Source organism: Clostridium sp. K04, assembly GCF_019734375.1.
Classification (GTDB): Bacteria; Bacillota; Clostridia; order Clostridiales; family Clostridiaceae; genus Clostridium; species Clostridium saudiense.
Genome location: NZ_JAASHD010000008.1, coordinates 12765 through 29952 on the forward strand (window position 1 = coordinate 12765; position 17188 = coordinate 29952).

At 28.8% G+C, this 17188-nt stretch carries 17 protein-coding genes; all 17 read left to right on the plus strand.

Annotated elements, in window-relative coordinates; translation table 11 throughout:
• Positions 1-23 precede the first annotated feature (23 nt).
• Complete coding sequence (locus HCG70_RS04900; protein WP_052330754.1) at positions 24-635, plus strand: germination lipoprotein GerS-related protein; 612 nt, start codon at positions 24-26, stop codon at positions 633-635.
• Between the two features lie 342 nt (positions 636-977).
• On the plus strand, positions 978-1238 hold the full coding sequence (locus HCG70_RS04905) for a hypothetical protein (protein WP_042401949.1): 261 nt from the start codon (positions 978-980) through the stop codon (positions 1236-1238).
• 8 nt (positions 1239-1246) lie between these two features.
• Positions 1247-1600 carry a type II toxin-antitoxin system PemK/MazF family toxin gene (locus HCG70_RS04910; protein WP_042401953.1) on the plus strand — a complete coding sequence of 118 codons (354 nt, stop codon included), beginning with the start codon at positions 1247-1249 and terminating at the stop codon, positions 1598-1600.
• Between the two features lie 259 nt (positions 1601-1859).
• Entirely contained in the window at positions 1860-2684 is an 825-nt protein-coding gene (locus HCG70_RS04915; RefSeq protein ID WP_042401956.1) for a transketolase, read from the plus strand.
• Positions 2684-3628 carry a transketolase family protein gene (locus tag HCG70_RS04920; protein ID WP_221697522.1) on the plus strand — a complete coding sequence of 315 codons (945 nt, stop codon included), beginning with the start codon at positions 2684-2686 and terminating at the stop codon, positions 3626-3628. The genes HCG70_RS04915 and HCG70_RS04920 overlap by 1 nt, the downstream gene beginning before the upstream one ends.
• Positions 3629-3907: 279 nt before the next feature.
• The gene (locus HCG70_RS04925; protein WP_042401961.1) at positions 3908-4759 is read left to right on the plus strand and encodes a YitT family protein; all 852 of its coding nucleotides are present in this window, start codon (positions 3908-3910) and stop codon (positions 4757-4759) included.
• 19 nt (positions 4760-4778) lie between these two features.
• A complete protein-coding gene (locus HCG70_RS04930; RefSeq protein ID WP_042401963.1) occupies positions 4779-5618 on the plus strand; it encodes a YitT family protein in 840 nt (279 codons plus the stop codon).
• 191 nt (positions 5619-5809) lie between these two features.
• Positions 5810-6496, plus strand: a complete 687-nt coding sequence (ftsE, locus tag HCG70_RS04935; protein WP_042401965.1) for a cell division ATP-binding protein FtsE — start codon at positions 5810-5812, stop codon at positions 6494-6496.
• Entirely contained in the window at positions 6486-7376 is an 891-nt protein-coding gene (gene ftsX, locus HCG70_RS04940; RefSeq protein WP_221697523.1) for a permease-like cell division protein FtsX, read from the plus strand. The genes ftsE and ftsX overlap by 11 nt, the downstream gene beginning before the upstream one ends.
• Before the next feature lie 151 nt (positions 7377-7527).
• Positions 7528-8793, plus strand: coding sequence for a S41 family peptidase (locus HCG70_RS04945; RefSeq protein WP_055275223.1), 1266 nt, complete (start codon positions 7528-7530; stop codon positions 8791-8793).
• 15 nt (positions 8794-8808) lie between these two features.
• Positions 8809-10077 (plus strand): PDZ domain-containing protein, encoded by a 1269-nt coding sequence (locus HCG70_RS04950; RefSeq protein ID WP_221697524.1) that lies wholly within the window; start codon positions 8809-8811, stop codon positions 10075-10077.
• A 108-nt stretch (positions 10078-10185) separates the two neighbouring features.
• On the plus strand, positions 10186-12159 hold the full coding sequence (gene uvrB, locus HCG70_RS04955; RefSeq protein WP_055275227.1) for an excinuclease ABC subunit UvrB: 1974 nt from the start codon (positions 10186-10188) through the stop codon (positions 12157-12159).
• 325 nt (positions 12160-12484) lie between these two features.
• Entirely contained in the window at positions 12485-13288 is an 804-nt protein-coding gene (locus HCG70_RS04960) for a hypothetical protein (RefSeq protein ID WP_221697525.1), read from the plus strand.
• Positions 13289-13360: 72 nt separating this feature from the next.
• On the plus strand, positions 13361-14305 hold the full coding sequence (locus HCG70_RS04965; protein ID WP_302537889.1) for a choice-of-anchor A family protein: 945 nt from the start codon (positions 13361-13363) through the stop codon (positions 14303-14305).
• Between the two features lie 122 nt (positions 14306-14427).
• Entirely contained in the window at positions 14428-15129 is a 702-nt protein-coding gene (locus HCG70_RS04970) for a response regulator transcription factor (RefSeq protein WP_042397689.1), read from the plus strand.
• A 261-nt stretch (positions 15130-15390) separates the two neighbouring features.
• Positions 15391-16314, plus strand: coding sequence for an ABC transporter ATP-binding protein (locus HCG70_RS04975; protein WP_055275234.1), 924 nt, complete (start codon positions 15391-15393; stop codon positions 16312-16314).
• Positions 16307-17188, plus strand: coding sequence for an ABC transporter permease (locus HCG70_RS04980; RefSeq protein WP_042397683.1), 882 nt, complete (start codon positions 16307-16309; stop codon positions 17186-17188). The genes HCG70_RS04975 and HCG70_RS04980 overlap by 8 nt, the downstream gene beginning before the upstream one ends.

Below are 17188 nucleotides of genomic sequence, written 5' to 3' on the forward strand. Positions count from 1 at the left end.
AAATAGTGATTATGGGGGGAGTTATGAAAAAGAAAATAATCATTTCATTATTATTAATAATACCTTTTATATCTATCGTTCTTGTTATTATCTTTAGGGCTAAGTTTTTACCAAACAATGAAGATATAATCAGAGAATTGAAAAATATTAAGTGTTATGAAACGAAAGTTGAGTACATAATTAAGAACACAAAAGGGGAAGAAAGAGAAGATACTATTCAATATTATTCTAGCGAGGATGGTGTAAGAATAGAATTTGAAGATGAAAAAGTAAAAGTATATAAAGAAGATGGTATTCATGTAAAAGATAGTTCAGATAGTAATGAGTATGTAATAGATGAAGGGATGGATATACTTCACTCATTAGCATTTATGAATAAAATATTATCATATCCACTTAAAAGTGATTCAATAAAAGAAGGACAAGAAGAGTGGGGGGATAAAATATATATTCAGGTTGATACAGAATTATTTTTAGAGAATGAACATTTTAATACTGCAAGAATTTTTATTAATAAGAAAACTAAAACACCAATAGGTATTATAGTATATGATAAAAATGGGAATGACTCTTTAAGAATAATATATGATGATTTTAAAGAAGTTAAAGGGTTTGATAAAGAGAAATTTGACTAAGGACAAGCATTGTGTAGCGGTGAATTGTAATATATTCACGCTACACATAACAAAAAACTTAGAAAGAAGATAACACTAAAAAGCAAAAGATGAAATATTGTAGAAAATCAAATTTATAAATTTAGCCAATTACAGTATTTAATGAAATCAAGATGTATTTATAGTGACAAATTAAGTACATAGGGATTAGTAAAAAATAATTACAACATTACTTTATAAATAAGAAAAATTGTAAAAAATTACGAAATTTGCGATATATAGTGACATTTCTATTTACAAATTGACATTATTTGAAATATAATTTTCTTATACATAGAAAATAGAACTCTTAGGAGGGAATTCATGTCAGAAAAAATAGATAATACAATAAACCGCAAATTTGAAAATGAATTTGAAAAAAGTAGTAAATTTATTAAAGATAATTTAATAGTATATAGTGAGGAGAACGAATCATGTGAGTTCTTTGAATTAATGAAAAAGGGATATAAAGAAATGTCGAAAATTAATTTAGAGATAACAGGATACAGTAATTCATCACAAAAGTCACTTAAATACCAATATGATGATATAAATGAATATGAGAAATGGCTTTGCGGAGTGTGATATTTTTAATGACTACTATGGTTGTAAAAAGAGGGGATATTTTTTATGCAGATTTAAGTCCGGTTATAGGCTCTGAGCAAGGTGGAATTAGACCAGTTATTATAATACAAAATGATATAGGGAATAAATATAGTCCTACTGTTATCGTAGCAGCTATAACTTCTCAAATTAACAAGGCTAAACTTCCAACACATGTTGAAATTTCTTCAGAAGAATACGGACTAAATAGAGATTCTGTTGTTCTTTTAGAGCAAATAAGAACCTTAGATAAAAAAAGACTAAAAGAAAAAATAGGTCATATGACTGAAACTGATATGAAAAAAGTAGATAAATCATTACTTATTAGTATAAGTCTAGCTTAAATAATTTATTAGAGATTCTGTATCAAAATTCTATTAATGAATTTTGATACAGTTTTTTTATATATTTATTTACATTAAAAATTATATGAATCAATAAACAAGATATATAATGTACACTATTGAAATGAATATTGTATACTTTTATAAAAATAGTGTATACAAATAATTAACCTTATGATAAAATAAATTTGGGTAATTTACATAATTATAGAGTATAATAAAGAATATTAATATAAATTGTTATAATGGAGGCTTATAAATGGTTAATAATGTAGAAGAATTAAAATCAGTATCTAAATTAATTAGAAAAGATATAGTTTCAATGTTAACAGAATCAGCATCAGGACATCCAGGAGGATCATTATCTGCTACAGATATAGTTACAACTCTTTTCTTTAAAGAAATGAACATAGATCCAAATAACCCAAAGAATCCTGATAGAGATAGATTTGTATTATCAAAAGGACATGCAGCACCAGTTTTATATAGTGCTTTAGCAAGAAGAGGATTTTTCCCAGTAGAAGAACTAAGTACTTTAAGAAAGTTTGGTTCAAGATTACAAGGTCATCCAAGTATGAAATGTTTACCAGGAATTGATATGTCAACTGGTTCTTTAGGGCAAGGAATTTCAGCAGCAGTTGGAATGGCTTTAGCTGGAAAGATAGATAATAAAGATTATAGAGTATACACTATTTTAGGTGATGGTGAATTAGAAGAAGGTCAAGTTTGGGAAGCTTCTATGGCAGCTGCTCACTATAAATTAGATAACTTAACTGCTTTTGTAGATTTTAATGGACTACAAATAGATGGAAATGTAGAAGATGTTATGAATCCATCACCAATAGATAAGAAATTTGAAGCTTTCGGGTGGAATGTTTTAGTTATTGATGGACATAATTATGATGAAATAATAGATGCAATAGAAAAAGCAAAAAATTATAAGGGGATGCCTACAGTAGTTATTTGTAAAACTGTAAAAGGTAAGGGCGTGTCATTCATGGAAAATGAAGCAGCATGGCATGGTACTGCACCTAGCAAGGAACAATGTGAGAAAGCTTTAGCTGAGATTGGAGGAGACAGATAATGAGTAAGAAAATCGCTACAAGAGAAGCATATGGAAAAGCATTAGCAGAATTAGCAAAAGAAAATGAAAATGTAGTAGTATTAGATGCTGATTTATCTAAATCTACTAAGACAGCTGACTTTAAAGCAGTTTGTCCAGAAAGATTCTTTAATATGGGTATTGCTGAAGGAAATATGATGGGAGTTGCTGCAGGATTAGCTACTTGTGGAAAAGTTCCATTTGTAAGTACTTTTGCAATGTTTGCAGCAGGAAGAGCATTTGAACAAATAAGAAACTCAATTTGTTATCCTAAATTAAATGTCAAAGTTTGTGCAACACATGCTGGATTAACAGTTGGAGAAGATGGTGCATCTCACCAAACAGTTGAAGACTTATCATTAATGAGAAGTATACCAAACATGGTAGTTATATCACCTGCAGATGCAGTTGAAACTATGGCAGCAATTAAAGCTATAGCAAATTATGATGGTCCTTGTTATGTAAGATTAGGAAGAGCTGCAGTTAATGTTATAAATGATGAGAACACTTATGAATTCAAATTAGGAAAAGGTGTTGTTTTATCAGAAGGAAAAGATGTTACTATAATTGCAACAGGAATTATGGTTGATGCAGCAATTGAAGCAAAAGACATTTTAGCAAATGAGGGAATCAATGCTAAGGTTATAAATATACATACAATCAAACCTTTAGATAGCGAATTAATAATTGAAGCTGCTAAAGAAACTGGAGTAATTGTAACTGCAGAAGAGCACAGTGTAATTGGTGGATTAGGTTCTGCAGTGGCAGAAGCTGTTACTGAAAAGTATCCAGTGCCAGTTTTAAAGGTTGGAGTTAATGACGTATTTGGAGAAAGTGGTAAGCCAGATGAATTATTAAAGGCATACAATTTAACAGCTCAAGATATAGTTAATAAAGTTAAAGACGCAATTACTCTAAAAAAATAGATTTAAATATATACTTAATTCTTAATTTCAGATGGAGTTTTAACTACATTCGAAGTTTAGGATTTATTATCTAGGAGCATTATGTTGTTATTTACAGCATTTAGCTATAAGATAAACCACAAACAGCTATTTACCACTAAAACTGCGATTAAAAAATCGCAGTTTTTTTATGGTTAAATAAAGTATATAATGGAGAAGTGTGTTAAATTGCATAGGATAAAATATATATAATGAGGGAAAATAATACAAGTAATTTTATTTTGGTAAGGGGGTAATTAGATGAAAAAGAAAAATATTAAAGAATTTGCTCTGATTACAATTGGTATACTTCTAGTTGCAATTTCAGTTGTTTATTTTTTTGAGCCTAATAATATAGCAGCAGGAGGTATAACAGGATTAGCCATTGTAATAAATCATTATATTCCTTTTATATCTATCGGACCATTAGTTTTAATGATGGATGCAGTTTTATTTGTTATTGCATTAATAGTTTTAGGAGCTAAATTTGGTGCTAAAACTATATATTCTAGTGTTTTATTATCAGTATCAATGTGGCTAATGCAAACTTTTATACCAATAAATATTACTAATGATTTGATGTTAGCAACTATATTTGGTACATTAATATCTGCAGGGGGAATGGCAATAGTGTTTAATGCCAATGCTTCAACTGGTGGAACAGATATAATAGCAAAAATATTAAATAAATTTTTCCATATAGAAATAGGAAAATCATTATTAATGGTTGATTTTTTAGTAACTTTATTAGGGGCAATAACTTTTGGAATAAATATGGGGTTATATGGATTATTATCAGTAATAATTAATGGAGTTGTCATAGATAATATAATAGCTGGATTTAAGACTAAAAGTGAAATTACCATAATAAGTGATAAAAATAAGGATATAAGTAAATTCATATTGAATGATTTGGAAAGAGGATGTACTTTTATAAAAGGTGTTGGAGGATTTACTGGGAAGGATACTGCACTATTATATACTGTATTAGATAGAAGTGAATTCATAAAGCTAAAAAACAAAATTAGGGAAATTGATAAAAATGCTTTTATCACAGTTGGAGAAGTTCATGAGGTTATGGGTGAAGGATTTATGGGAATAGATGAAAATTAAATAAGGATGGGAGATATGTATGCAAAAGATTAAAGAGTATTTATTAACAACAATTGGAGTAGCATTAACAGCTATAGCACTAGAATATTTTTTCTTTCCATGTGATATAGCTGCAGGAGGAGTATCTGGTATAGGTCTAGTTGTAAATAAGGTTTCAGGATTAGATACTAGTATTGTTGTTCTTGTGCTTAATATACTATTATTTATATTAGCATTTATTGTCCTAGGGAAATCATTTGGAGCAAAAAGTATTTATGCTACTGTAATGTTATCTGTATTTATGTGGATAATTGAAAAAATATTAAAACCAGGCATTTTAACTGAAAATATGTTTTTAGCAAGTGTGTTTGGTTCAATTCTTTTAGGAATGGGAGCTGCAATAGTGTTTCATCAAGGAGCTTCTACTGGAGGAACTAGCATTATAGCAGCTATAATAAGTAAGTTTACACCAATTGGTATAGGAATATCAGTTTTACTTACAGATTCGTTTGTTTGTTTATTAGCAATTAGTGTGTTTGGGGTTGATAAAGGATTATTTGGATTCTTTAGTGTTATTTTAATAGGTCTAATAATTGATAAATTTATAGATGGATTTAATACTTGTAAGCAAGTATTTATAATAACATCAAAGGAAAAAGAAATAGTTAATCACATAATTAAAAATATTGATAGAGGATGTACTGTACTTAATGGAAATGGTGGATATACTGGAAGCGATGTAAAGATAATATATACAGTTTTAAATTCAAATCAGTTTATTGCATTAAAAAAACATGTAAAAGAAATAGATCCAGCTGCTTTCTTAACAGTAAATGATTCTACAGAAGTTTTAGGAGAAGGTTTTAAAGCTTACGAATAATATAAAATTTAAGTCTATTTATTGAAGATATACCTTAAAAAACAACTTTAATAATATAATACTAAGTTGGGTTTAAACATAGTAATATAAGGTAAATGCACCTTAAATGTTGGTATTATAGGCGTTTGTATGTTATAATGGCTTTATAGTTTGTCAAGAGATAGAAGTTAATGATATAAAGAGGTGTATTTATGATTGAATTTAAGGACGTGTCAAAGGTATATGACAACAATGTAAAAGCTTTATCGAATGTAAATATAAAAATTAATTCAGGAGATTTCGTTTTTTTAGTTGGACCTTCTGGCGCAGGTAAATCTACATTCATAAAAATGTTATTAAAAGAAGTAGATCCAACAATGGGAGAAATTATAGTTGCAGATAAAGAGCTATCTAAAGTAACTAGAAAACAAGTTCCATATTACAGAAGAAAGATAGGGATGGTATTCCAAGATTTTAGACTTATACCAACTTTAAATGTATATGAAAATGTTGCTTTTGCAATGAGAGTTGTTGAAGCATCACAAAGAGAAATTAGAAGAAGAGTGCCTATGGTATTATCTTTAGTTGGCTTATCTCATAAGTATAAGATGTTTCCTAATGAATTATCTGGAGGAGAACAACAAAGAGTATCATTAGCAAGAGCTATAGTTAATAATCCATCAGTATTAATAGCTGATGAACCTACAGGTAACCTTGACCCTGAAACAGCAAAAGAAATCATGGATTTATTAGAAGATATAAATAGAGCAGGAACAACAATATTAATGGCTACTCACGCAAAAGACATAGTTGATAATATGCAAAAGAGAGTTATAGCTATTGATAAGGGAACTATAGTAAGAGATGATAGGAAGGGGATGTACGAAAATGAAAATTAGTACGTTAAACTATTTTATAGTTGATGCATTTAAAAGCATAAAAAGAAATAGGACAATCAGTATTGCTGCAATGATTACAGTGTTAATAACATTTTTCGTTTTTGGTACGTTTACTTTATTAGCATTAAACTTTAATAAAAGTATAGAAGATGTAGCATCTAAAATTCAAATCCAAGTATATCTTAAGGATGACATAAAATTAGTTGATCAAAAAGAAATAGAATTAAAATTAATGGAACAAGAACAAGTTAGTGAAGTTACATATGAATCAAAAGATGAAGCATTTTTAAATTTAAAAGAGAATTTAGGAAGTAATGAAGGATTATTAGAAGGTTATGATTTAAATAATAACCCATTACCAAGCTCATTTATAGTTAATTTAAAAGACCCAGCTTCTGCAGAAGATGTAATAAAGAGTGTTGAAAATATGACTGGTGTTGAAGGAATAGGAAATCAACAAGATGTTATTGATACAATAAGCAAATTTGTTGATGTAGTTCAAATTGTAGGTATTGGTCTATTTGTAGTATTCGTAGGTGTATCTGTATTCTTAATCATGAATACAATAAAGCTTACTGTATACTCAAGAAGAAGAGAAGTTGGAATTATGAAGTTTGTTGGAGCAACAGACTGGTTTATTAGATGGCCATTTGTTATTGAAGGTATAGTAATTGGTGCAATTGGTTCATTATTATCAAGTATATTATTATACTTTGCATATAATGGCATATTTAGATGGATAGTATCATCTATGTTTATAGTAAATCTAGTACAACCACAATTTGTTTTAACTACATTATTAGCTTGCTTCGTTGGTGGAGGGGTAGTAGTTGGAGCTATAGGAAGTATATTTGCATTAAGAAAATTCTTAATTGTATAGTATATAGAATTTATTTATTAGGCAAAAATATATATATAGAAATTATTTGGAAACTACAACTCATTAATTTATTATGGGTTGTAGTTTTAAGCAAATAAAGGGTAAAAATAAGTAAATATAATATATTAAATATAGAAAGGAACGAATATTTATGGAGAATTTAAATGGAGAGGAAATTAAACCAAAGAAAAAGAAATATAAAATTATAAAAGGTTTAATAGTCGTAGCATTTCTTGTAGGATCGTATTTAGGGGTATTTTACTTAGGTAATATGTTGGCAACTAAAGGTATTGTAATTGGATCAGTTCCAGAAAAGGCAGTTGCTGATTTAGAGGCAATTGAGGATTCAGGAAAGTATTCAAATTTATTTACTTTAAGAAGCATGCTGTTTTCAATGTATGATGGAGAGTTAGATGATGAAAAGCTACTTGAAGGTGCAATGAAGGGAATGGCAGAAGCAGTTGGAGATCCATATACAGTTTATATGGATAATGAAGAGTTTAATGCATTTATGGAATCTAGCCAAGGTAGTTTTTATGGAATAGGAGCTCAGTTAGGTGTTAGAGATAACAAGGTTACAATAATAGCGCCAGTTGAAGGTTCACCTGCAGAAGAAGCTGGACTAAAAGCTGGAGATATAATATTAAAAGTTGATGATTATGAAGTTACAGATTTAAATACAGAAGCTGTTGTATCAAGAGTTAGAGGTGAAGAAGGGGCTCCAGTTACTTTAACTATTAGTAGAGAAGGGGTTGAAGAGCCTTTTGAAGTAACAATTGTAAGAGCTGAAATTAAAACTGAATCAGTAAAAGGTGAAATCCTTGAAGATGGAATAGGATATATTCAAATAAGCACTTTTAGTGATGAAGAAGTAAGTGATAAGTTTAGTGAAAAATTAAATGAATTAAAAGACCAAGGAATGAAAAAACTAATATTAGATTTAAGAGGAAACCCAGGTGGATACTTAAATGAATGTGTTGAAATTGCTTCTAATTTTATTCCAGAAGGAGAAGTAGTAACTTATACAATTGATAAATATAATAAAAAAGTAATCTCAAATTCAATAGGTGGAGATGCTATAGGAATACCATTAGTTGTCCTTGTTGATGGAGGTAGTGCAAGTGCATCAGAGGTTGTTACAGGAGCATTAAGAGATCATGAAGCTGCTACAACAATAGGAACAACTACATTTGGTAAAGGAATAGTTCAACAACTTAAAGTTTTACCAAATGAAATGGGAGGACTTAAGGTTACAACTTCAAAGTATTATACTCCAAATGGGGAAAATATACATGGTACTGGTATTGAACCAGACATTACTGTGGAAATTCCACAAGATATATTAGACCAAGATTATGATAGAAGCATTGATCCACAATTTCAAAAAGCCTTAGAGGTAATAAAAGAAAAGAATTAATTTAGGAGGCTCAAGATGGATTTAATAATTCATAGTTTACAGTCTATAGCAATAGCAATTATTGAGCCAATGCATTTACTTATGATTTTAATATTTGGGATAATATTTTATTTCAAAAATGTTAGAATTGTGTCTATACAAAAGATGACATTAGGAGAGGGGATGAATACCCCTCTTGAACTAACATTATCCCAGATTGTATTAGGAATATTGGCAGGTGCAATTGGAACTGTTATATTATCCGTACTTGGAGTTACATTTAGTGAAAATTCAGGTATAGAATTTATATTTATGATATCAATATTATCTTTATTTTATAAAAAGAAATATATATCATATGCATATTCAGGAGCAATTTTAGGAATAATAGGAATTTGCTTAAAGATAATTAGCAATATTTCAGGAATGAAGTTGTTTATGAATATCAACATATTATCATTAACTACTTTCATTGGAGTAATGTATGTACTTGAGGGAATTTTAATAATAATCGATGGGAATAGAGGAGCAATTCCTGTATTTACAAAGAAAGATGATAAAATAGTTGGTGGATTTTCATTTAGCAGATATTGGCCAGTTCCAATAGCTATATTGATGATTTTTTCAAATAGTGCATCAACAACTGATTCAGTTTATTTAAATGTATCATCATGGTGGCCTATAGTTAATAGAAGTGAAACATTAGCGATATTAGCAACTACAATGATAGCAGCTATTCCGTTGTATGGAATGATGGGTTATGGAAATGTCACCTTTACTCAGGAGAAAAAGGTAAAAGCATTAAGATGTGGTGGAGCAATTTTAGTTTACGGTGTTTCTATTATGTTAATAGCGCAACTTGCAGGAATTAATATATTAGGAGAGATATTTGCCATTATTTATCTGCCTTTGGCTTATGAATTAATTATGAGGTATGAAACTAATGTAGAGAAAAAGGGTGAATGTCTATATGTAAGCGATGATGAAGGAATAATGGTTCTTGAAGTTACTCCAAATTCACCGGCATATGAAGTTGGCATTAAGCGTGGGGATAAAATTATTGAAATTAATGGACAAAATATACAATCAGAAGTAGATATATTTAAAGCTGCTAAAGATACAATATTTAATATACCAATTAAAATAAAAAATAATTCAGGACAAGTGTTAGAATATATTGTACAACCTAGAAACAAAAGATTAGGTCTCCTTTTAGTACCAAAAATGGTTAAAAAGGAAGATATATTTGAAATAAAACCTGATGATTTAAAGAATATAATTGATGAACTTAAAAACAAAAAGTAGAGGCAAGTTTATACTAACCTCTACTTTTTGTTATAAAAGTTTTGAAAATGGTGAAGATAAAAAGTAAAATGTACTTATGTGAATAAGAAAAATTTGGAGTTGATATACATGGGAAAATTTAAGATACATTCTAAGTTTAAACCAACTGGAGATCAGCCTGCAGCTATAGATAGTTTAGTGGCAGGTATAGAGAAAAATGAAAAATATCAAACATTACTAGGAGTAACTGGTTCTGGTAAGACATATACAATGGCAAATATAATAGAAAGGGTACAAAAACCCACTATAGTTTTAGCTCATAATAAAACATTAGCAGCACAATTATGTTCAGAGTTTAGGGAGTTCTTTCCAGACAATATAGTAGAATATTTTGTATCATACTATGATTATTATCAGCCTGAAGCATATGTTCCACAAACTGATACTTTTATTGAAAAAGATGCTTCTATAAATGATGAAATAGATAAGCTAAGGCATTCGGCTACATCAGCATTATTTGAAAGAAGAGATGTAATAATAGTAGCATCAGTATCTTGTATATATGGATTAGGTAATCCAGATGAATATAAGAAGTTAACTATTTCTTTAAGAGTTGGAATGGAAAAGGAAAGGGATGAAATAATTAAGAAGCTTATAGAAATTCAATATGAGAGAAATGATATTGATTTTTCTAGAGGTACATTTAGAGTTAGAGGAGATTCATTAGATATTGTTCCAGCTTCATCTTCAACTAAGGGAATTAGAATAGAGTTCTTTGGTGATGAAATTGATAGAATAAGAGAATTTGATATATTAACAGGAAAGATATTAGGAGAAAGAGAGCATGTTGCTATTTTCCCAGCTTCTCACTTTGCGGCATCTCAAGAAACTTTAAATAAGGCAATAAAACAAATTGAAGATGAATTAGAAGATAGATTAAGAGAGCTAACATCTCAAGATAAATTATTAGAGGCTCAAAGATTGAGACAAAGAACTAATTATGATATAGAAATGATTAAGGAAATGGGATATTGTAGTGGGATAGAAAACTACTCAAGAGTTTTAGATGGAAGAGCACCAGGTACTCCACCGAAGACTTTGTTAGATTACTTCCCAGATGACTATTTAATGTTTATAGATGAAAGTCATGTTACTTTGCCACAATGTAGAGCAATGTATGCAGGGGATAGATCTAGGAAGGATACATTAGTTGAATATGGATTTAGACTTCCATGTGCTTATGATAATAGACCACTTAAATTCAATGAATTTGAAAGTAAAATTAATCAGCTTATATTTGTTTCTGCAACACCAGCTCAATATGAATTAGATCATTCGACTAATATTGCAGAGCAAATAATCAGACCTACAGGACTGTTAGATCCTATAGTTGAAATTAGACCTGTAACAGGACAAATAGATGACCTTTATGCAGAAATAATTAAAACAACAGAAAGAGGATTTAGAACTTTAGTAACAACATTAACTAAGAGAATGGCTGAAGATTTAACTAAGTATTTAACTGAATTAGGTATTAAAACTACTTATATGCATTCTGATATAAAGACTATTGAAAGAATGGAGATAATAAGAAATTTAAGATTAGGTGAATTCGATGTTCTTGTTGGAATAAACTTATTAAGGGAAGGGCTGGATATTCCAGAAGTTGCTCTTGTTGCAATTTTAGATGCAGATAAGGAAGGATTTTTACGTTCTGAAACATCTATGGTTCAAACTATAGGTAGAGCAGCTAGAAATTCTGAAAGTAAAGTAATTATGTATGCAGATAAAATGACTGGGTCTATGGATAGAGCTATTAAAGAAACAAATAGAAGAAGAGAAATCCAAATGAAGTACAATGAGGAGCATGGTATTGTACCAAAGACAATTATTAAGGATATAAGAGATGTAATTGAAGCAACTAAAGTTGCAGAGGAATCTTCAGAATATAAGATTAGTAAAGAATCTTCTACTTTAACTGAGAAGGAAAAGAAGAAGTTAATTAAGCAATATACTGAAGAAATGAAAGATGCAGCTAAAAATCTTCAATTTGAAAGAGCAGCTGAGCTTAGAGATATGATTAATGATTTAAAGGAAAAATAATTTCCTAGGAAATTGCATTAAGTATTTTTATGAAAGTCATTTAAAAATCTCATAATTAAAATAATTGTATATATGATATACTGTGTTTGAACTGTTTTGAAAACTTAATGAATAGATATAGTTTCAATATATCCATTCATCATAAATTTCATAGCAAATATATATTAACTGATTCCTATTTAGTGTAGGAATCAGTTTTTTTATACCCCTATTAACCTTAAGGAATAAAGTGAAAAAATAATACGAAGAGTTAATCATAAGTATGTAGTTTTATTTTATTATATAGGATTATTTATTTGATAAAAAAAACGGAATATAATACCAGTTGACTGTTAAAATTTTACATAAGGTTATTTTGACTGATGGTTATTATAAGGGGGGATTATGTTATGGGGAAAAAAATAAGGTAGCGTTAATGTTAGTAATAACGTTATTGTTTAATATTTTTTATACTTCAAATGTATTTGCAACTAATTTGAATATAAATATATTAAGTGTATTAAAAATTAATTCAATGATAACTGACATTAATTCAGTAGTTAACCTTAGTGCAAATGATGAGGTAGAATTAGATATAAAATATACCAATAGCAATAAAAATATACAAGCTGGAGATGAAGTTAATATTGATTTGCCATTAAATTTTAAAAATGTAAAAATAAATTATGAACCAGAGTATTTTACTTCAAATCCTGTGATTGATAGTCAGAATGTATATACTCTAACTCTGAATGATAAAGCAGTTGATTCGTCTGAAATTAATATTTCTATTATTGGCACAATTTTAGAAGTTGAAGAATTAGTGAATGATAGTATTGTCGTTAATATTGGACAAGAAAAAGTTAATATAGCAGTTAATATAGAATCTAGTACAGATAAGGTTTCTGGAAATATAGATGAAATACAAAATACTAATGAAGTTAAAGAAGATAGTGAAAAAATAGATGATATACAAAATTCAACTGAAGTTACTGATGAAGTATTAGGAATATCTGAAATCGATGAATGTGAAGAAATTACAAAAAGTTCAATTGAATTTGAAGCGATAAATGTTTTGGATGCAACTAAGAAATTGACAGAAGAATATAAGAGCAAAAATACTTTTAGATATGTAAAGGATGGTATTTAATATACTACACCAGCATTTGATTTTCATATTTTTTCAACAGAAGCTATTTTATCAGCTCATACTAATGGAAATATAGCAACTAAAGATTTAGATGCAGGGGGACAAGGATTTGGGGCTAGCCAGTCTTCATCATTAAAATTGAATGAGGAGAATTACATTCAAAATAGTGCGGATAATATTACACAAATAAAGAGTGATGGAAATGTTGTTATTGGAAACAAGATTCCAACACAGATAACCGATAATGGAAATAAGGTTAGTATAGGAATTGGAGGTACTGGACTTCAAAATATAGAAGTATATAAGGAAGAACAAGGTTCAAAGCCGTATATAAATATTGATGCTGAATTAGATAATTTGAAAAAAATTTCAAAAGCATTATCAGATAATCCAACATCAAGTGGAGTAAAATTAGGGAGCTTAAATGGTGAAAATCAAGAGATAACCACTGATGGAAATAGTAGTTTTTATTATTTGAATATTAAAGCTAATGAAATTAGTGATGGAAATAATAAGAGAAATCTAAAGATAAATATAGCTGAAGGGCAAACATTAATTATTAATGTAGATATGACTGGTGTAGATAAAGATTATTTAGCAAATTTAGTAACTAAAATTAATGACCATGGAAACACAGAGCAAGTTATAGGGAAAGAAAATAATGTTTTGTGGAATTTATATGATAGCTTAAGAGAAGATAAATTATTTACTACTAGTGATTATGCGAAGGTTGGTACTGGGGATTATTTCATGGGAACAATATTAGCTACTAATGCAAATATTGAATATGGTGCATTAAATGGAAATTTAATTGCTAATAAAGTTAAAAATGATGGCCAGGAGTCTCATAAGTGGGACTTTACAGGGAAATTAGAAGATAGCAAATCAACATCAGTAATATTAGAAGGAACAAAGAAATTAACAGGAAAAGATTTAACAGAAGGAATGTTTGAATTCCAAGTTTTAGATAAAGATAATAATGTAGTATCAAAAGGAAAAAGGTTGAAAATTAATTAAATGTAATAATAAACTAAAGCCTGTAGAAAATAATTTCTACAGGCTTTAGTAATACTAATTTATAGAGATATAATTTTTTGATATAATTTATATAATTATTTGTTATAGAGGATGGAGAATTTATGAATGCAAGTAACAAAATATTAGTAGTTGAAGATGACTGGGATATAAATGCGCTGTTATGTAAGATACTAAGTCAAAATGGATATGATGTAAGAGGGGCATATTCGGGATCAGAAGCAAAGATGTGCATTGAGAAAAGTCAATATGATCTTATAATCTTAGATTTAATGTTACCAGGGATATGCGGAGAAGAGTTAATAAAGGAAATTAGAAAGAATTATTTAATGCCAATAATAGTCGAGTCAGCTAAGACAACTCCAGAAGATAAGATTGGAGTATTAAAAATGGGGGCGGATGATTTTATTAGTAAGCCATTTGATATAAATGAAGTTTTGGCTAGAGTAGAGGCACAATTAAGAAGGTATAAAGCATTTTCTAGTTCTAAAACAAATAGCAATAATAAATTAACTCATAAAAATTTAACTTTAGATATAGATAGTAGACAAGTACAGGTAAATGGAATAAACATAAATTTAACAGTTAGAGAATTTGATATATTAGAGCTATTAATTAGTAATCCTAACAAAGTGTTTACAAGGGCAAATTTATTTGAGGCAGTTTGGAAAGATGAATTCATTGGAGATGATAATACTGTTAATGTACATATTAGTAATTTAAGAGCCAAGATATCTAAGATAGATAAGGAAAATGAATATATACAAACAGTATGGGGAATTGGATTTAAATTAAAGTCTGAATAGTTAATATTTGTAGGAAAGAAAATTACAATAGGAAATAATATATTTAAAAAATGTAATTATACAATTTAAATAGTGGTTGGTAGAAAATTTAATGAGTTCTACCAACCATTTTTTAATCTTATTTTTTATCTTTGAAACTTAATACTTTCTTAATATTTTCTTTAAGGTATCTTACAACTATGGATATACAATGTAAGTAAATTAAGAATTTAAATAAAAAAAGAAGTGATAGATAAATTAATACTTAGGGGGTAAATAAAAATGAAAAAAGTTGTATTGAAGACATATAACATTACTAAAAAATATGGTGAACAACTGGCTGTAGATAATGTTAATATGACTATTAAAAAAGGTGATATATATGGATTTATAGGTCAAAATGGTGCTGGTAAAACAACATTAATTAGACTTATTACAGGATTAATTCATAAAAGTGGTGGAGAAATAGAGCTTTTAGGGGCAAATGAGGAAAATGAGTTAAATAAGGCAAGAACAATGGTTGGAAGTTTAATTGAAACCCCTTCATTTTATACTAATATGACGGCAAGAGAAAACCTAGAAGTATCTAGATTGGTAAGGAATATACCAGGAAAGAAATGTATAGATGAAGTATTAGAATTAGTTGGATTAAAAGATGTTGAAAAGAAAAAAGTTAAGAACTTTTCTTTAGGAATGAGACAAAGATTAGGAATTGCAAATGCACTAATGGGAAATCCTAAATTGCTTATATTAGATGAACCTATAAATGGACTTGATCCAATGGGAATTGTTGAAATAAGAGAATTATTAAAGAAGATAAATAAAGAAAAAGATATGACAATATTGATATCAAGCCATATATTAAGTGAGCTATCAGAACTTGCAACAACTTATGGAATAATCTCAAATGGAAAATTAATTGAAGAAATTACAGCTAAGCAACTATCCGAAAAATGTAGGCAATATATAGATTTAAGGGTTGATGATACAGCTAGAGCGGTAATTTTGTTAGAGAGAGAATTAGGAATAAGTGATTATGAGGTATTAGAAGATAGTAACATAAAGGTATTTTCTAATTTGGATAATGTTGGTGAAATAAATTCGTTATTATCAAGATCCGGAATTATTGTTGAAAGTATAAGTGTTAAAGGTGAAAATTTGGAGGAATACTTTATGAATAAAGTTGGAGGTGTTTTAAATGCTTAAAGCAATACAAGCAGAATTATATAAGCTATTTAAAAATAGAACATTTAAAGTACTAATATGTGTTGCAGTTTTATTATCTACATTGACAGTAGTTATGTGTTCATCGGTTTTTGAGAAAATACTTAATGATAGTTTAGGAAATATGCCACAAGATCAAAAAGAGGTTCTTATGGAACAATTAACAAGTATGTCTGAAAGTGAAGCAATAGTAACACCAGGCCAACTAGGAATTCAGTTACAAGCTAAAGATATGATGAATCCAACTTCAATAGAAGTATACCATGCTTCATTTGGGTCAGGAGTTATAGAAATAATAATAGGTATATTAGTAGGAGCATTAATAGCAAAAGAATACTCACAAGGTACAATTAAAAATTTCTTAGCTTACGGTAAGAGGAGAGAAGAATTTTATCTAGCAAAATTTGTATCTATGGTTATAGCAGTTACAATAATTTTAGCTGTTATGACAATCCTACCAACCATAGTAGTAACGCTCATGAATGGCTGGGGGAAAGCTTTTGAAATTTCACAACTATTAGGAATGATAAAAACATTTGTTGCATCAGTTATTGCAGGTTCAGCAGTAGCAGCATTAGCTATGATTATAGCAACATTAGTAAAAAGTAATGGAGCTACAATAGGAATAACAGTAGCAATATTTATAGGGATTCCTACGTTAGCTGGATTTTTATACGGAATATATCCTTGGTTCGATAGAGTTTATGAGGTATTACCATTTTATAATTCAGCATTAGCAACTTCAATTAAAGCAGGAAATGGAGATTTGTTAAGATCAGTAATAATTTCATTAGTAACAATAGCAATTTCGTTATTTGTGGGAATAAAAATATTTAAGTCGCAAGATATCAAATAA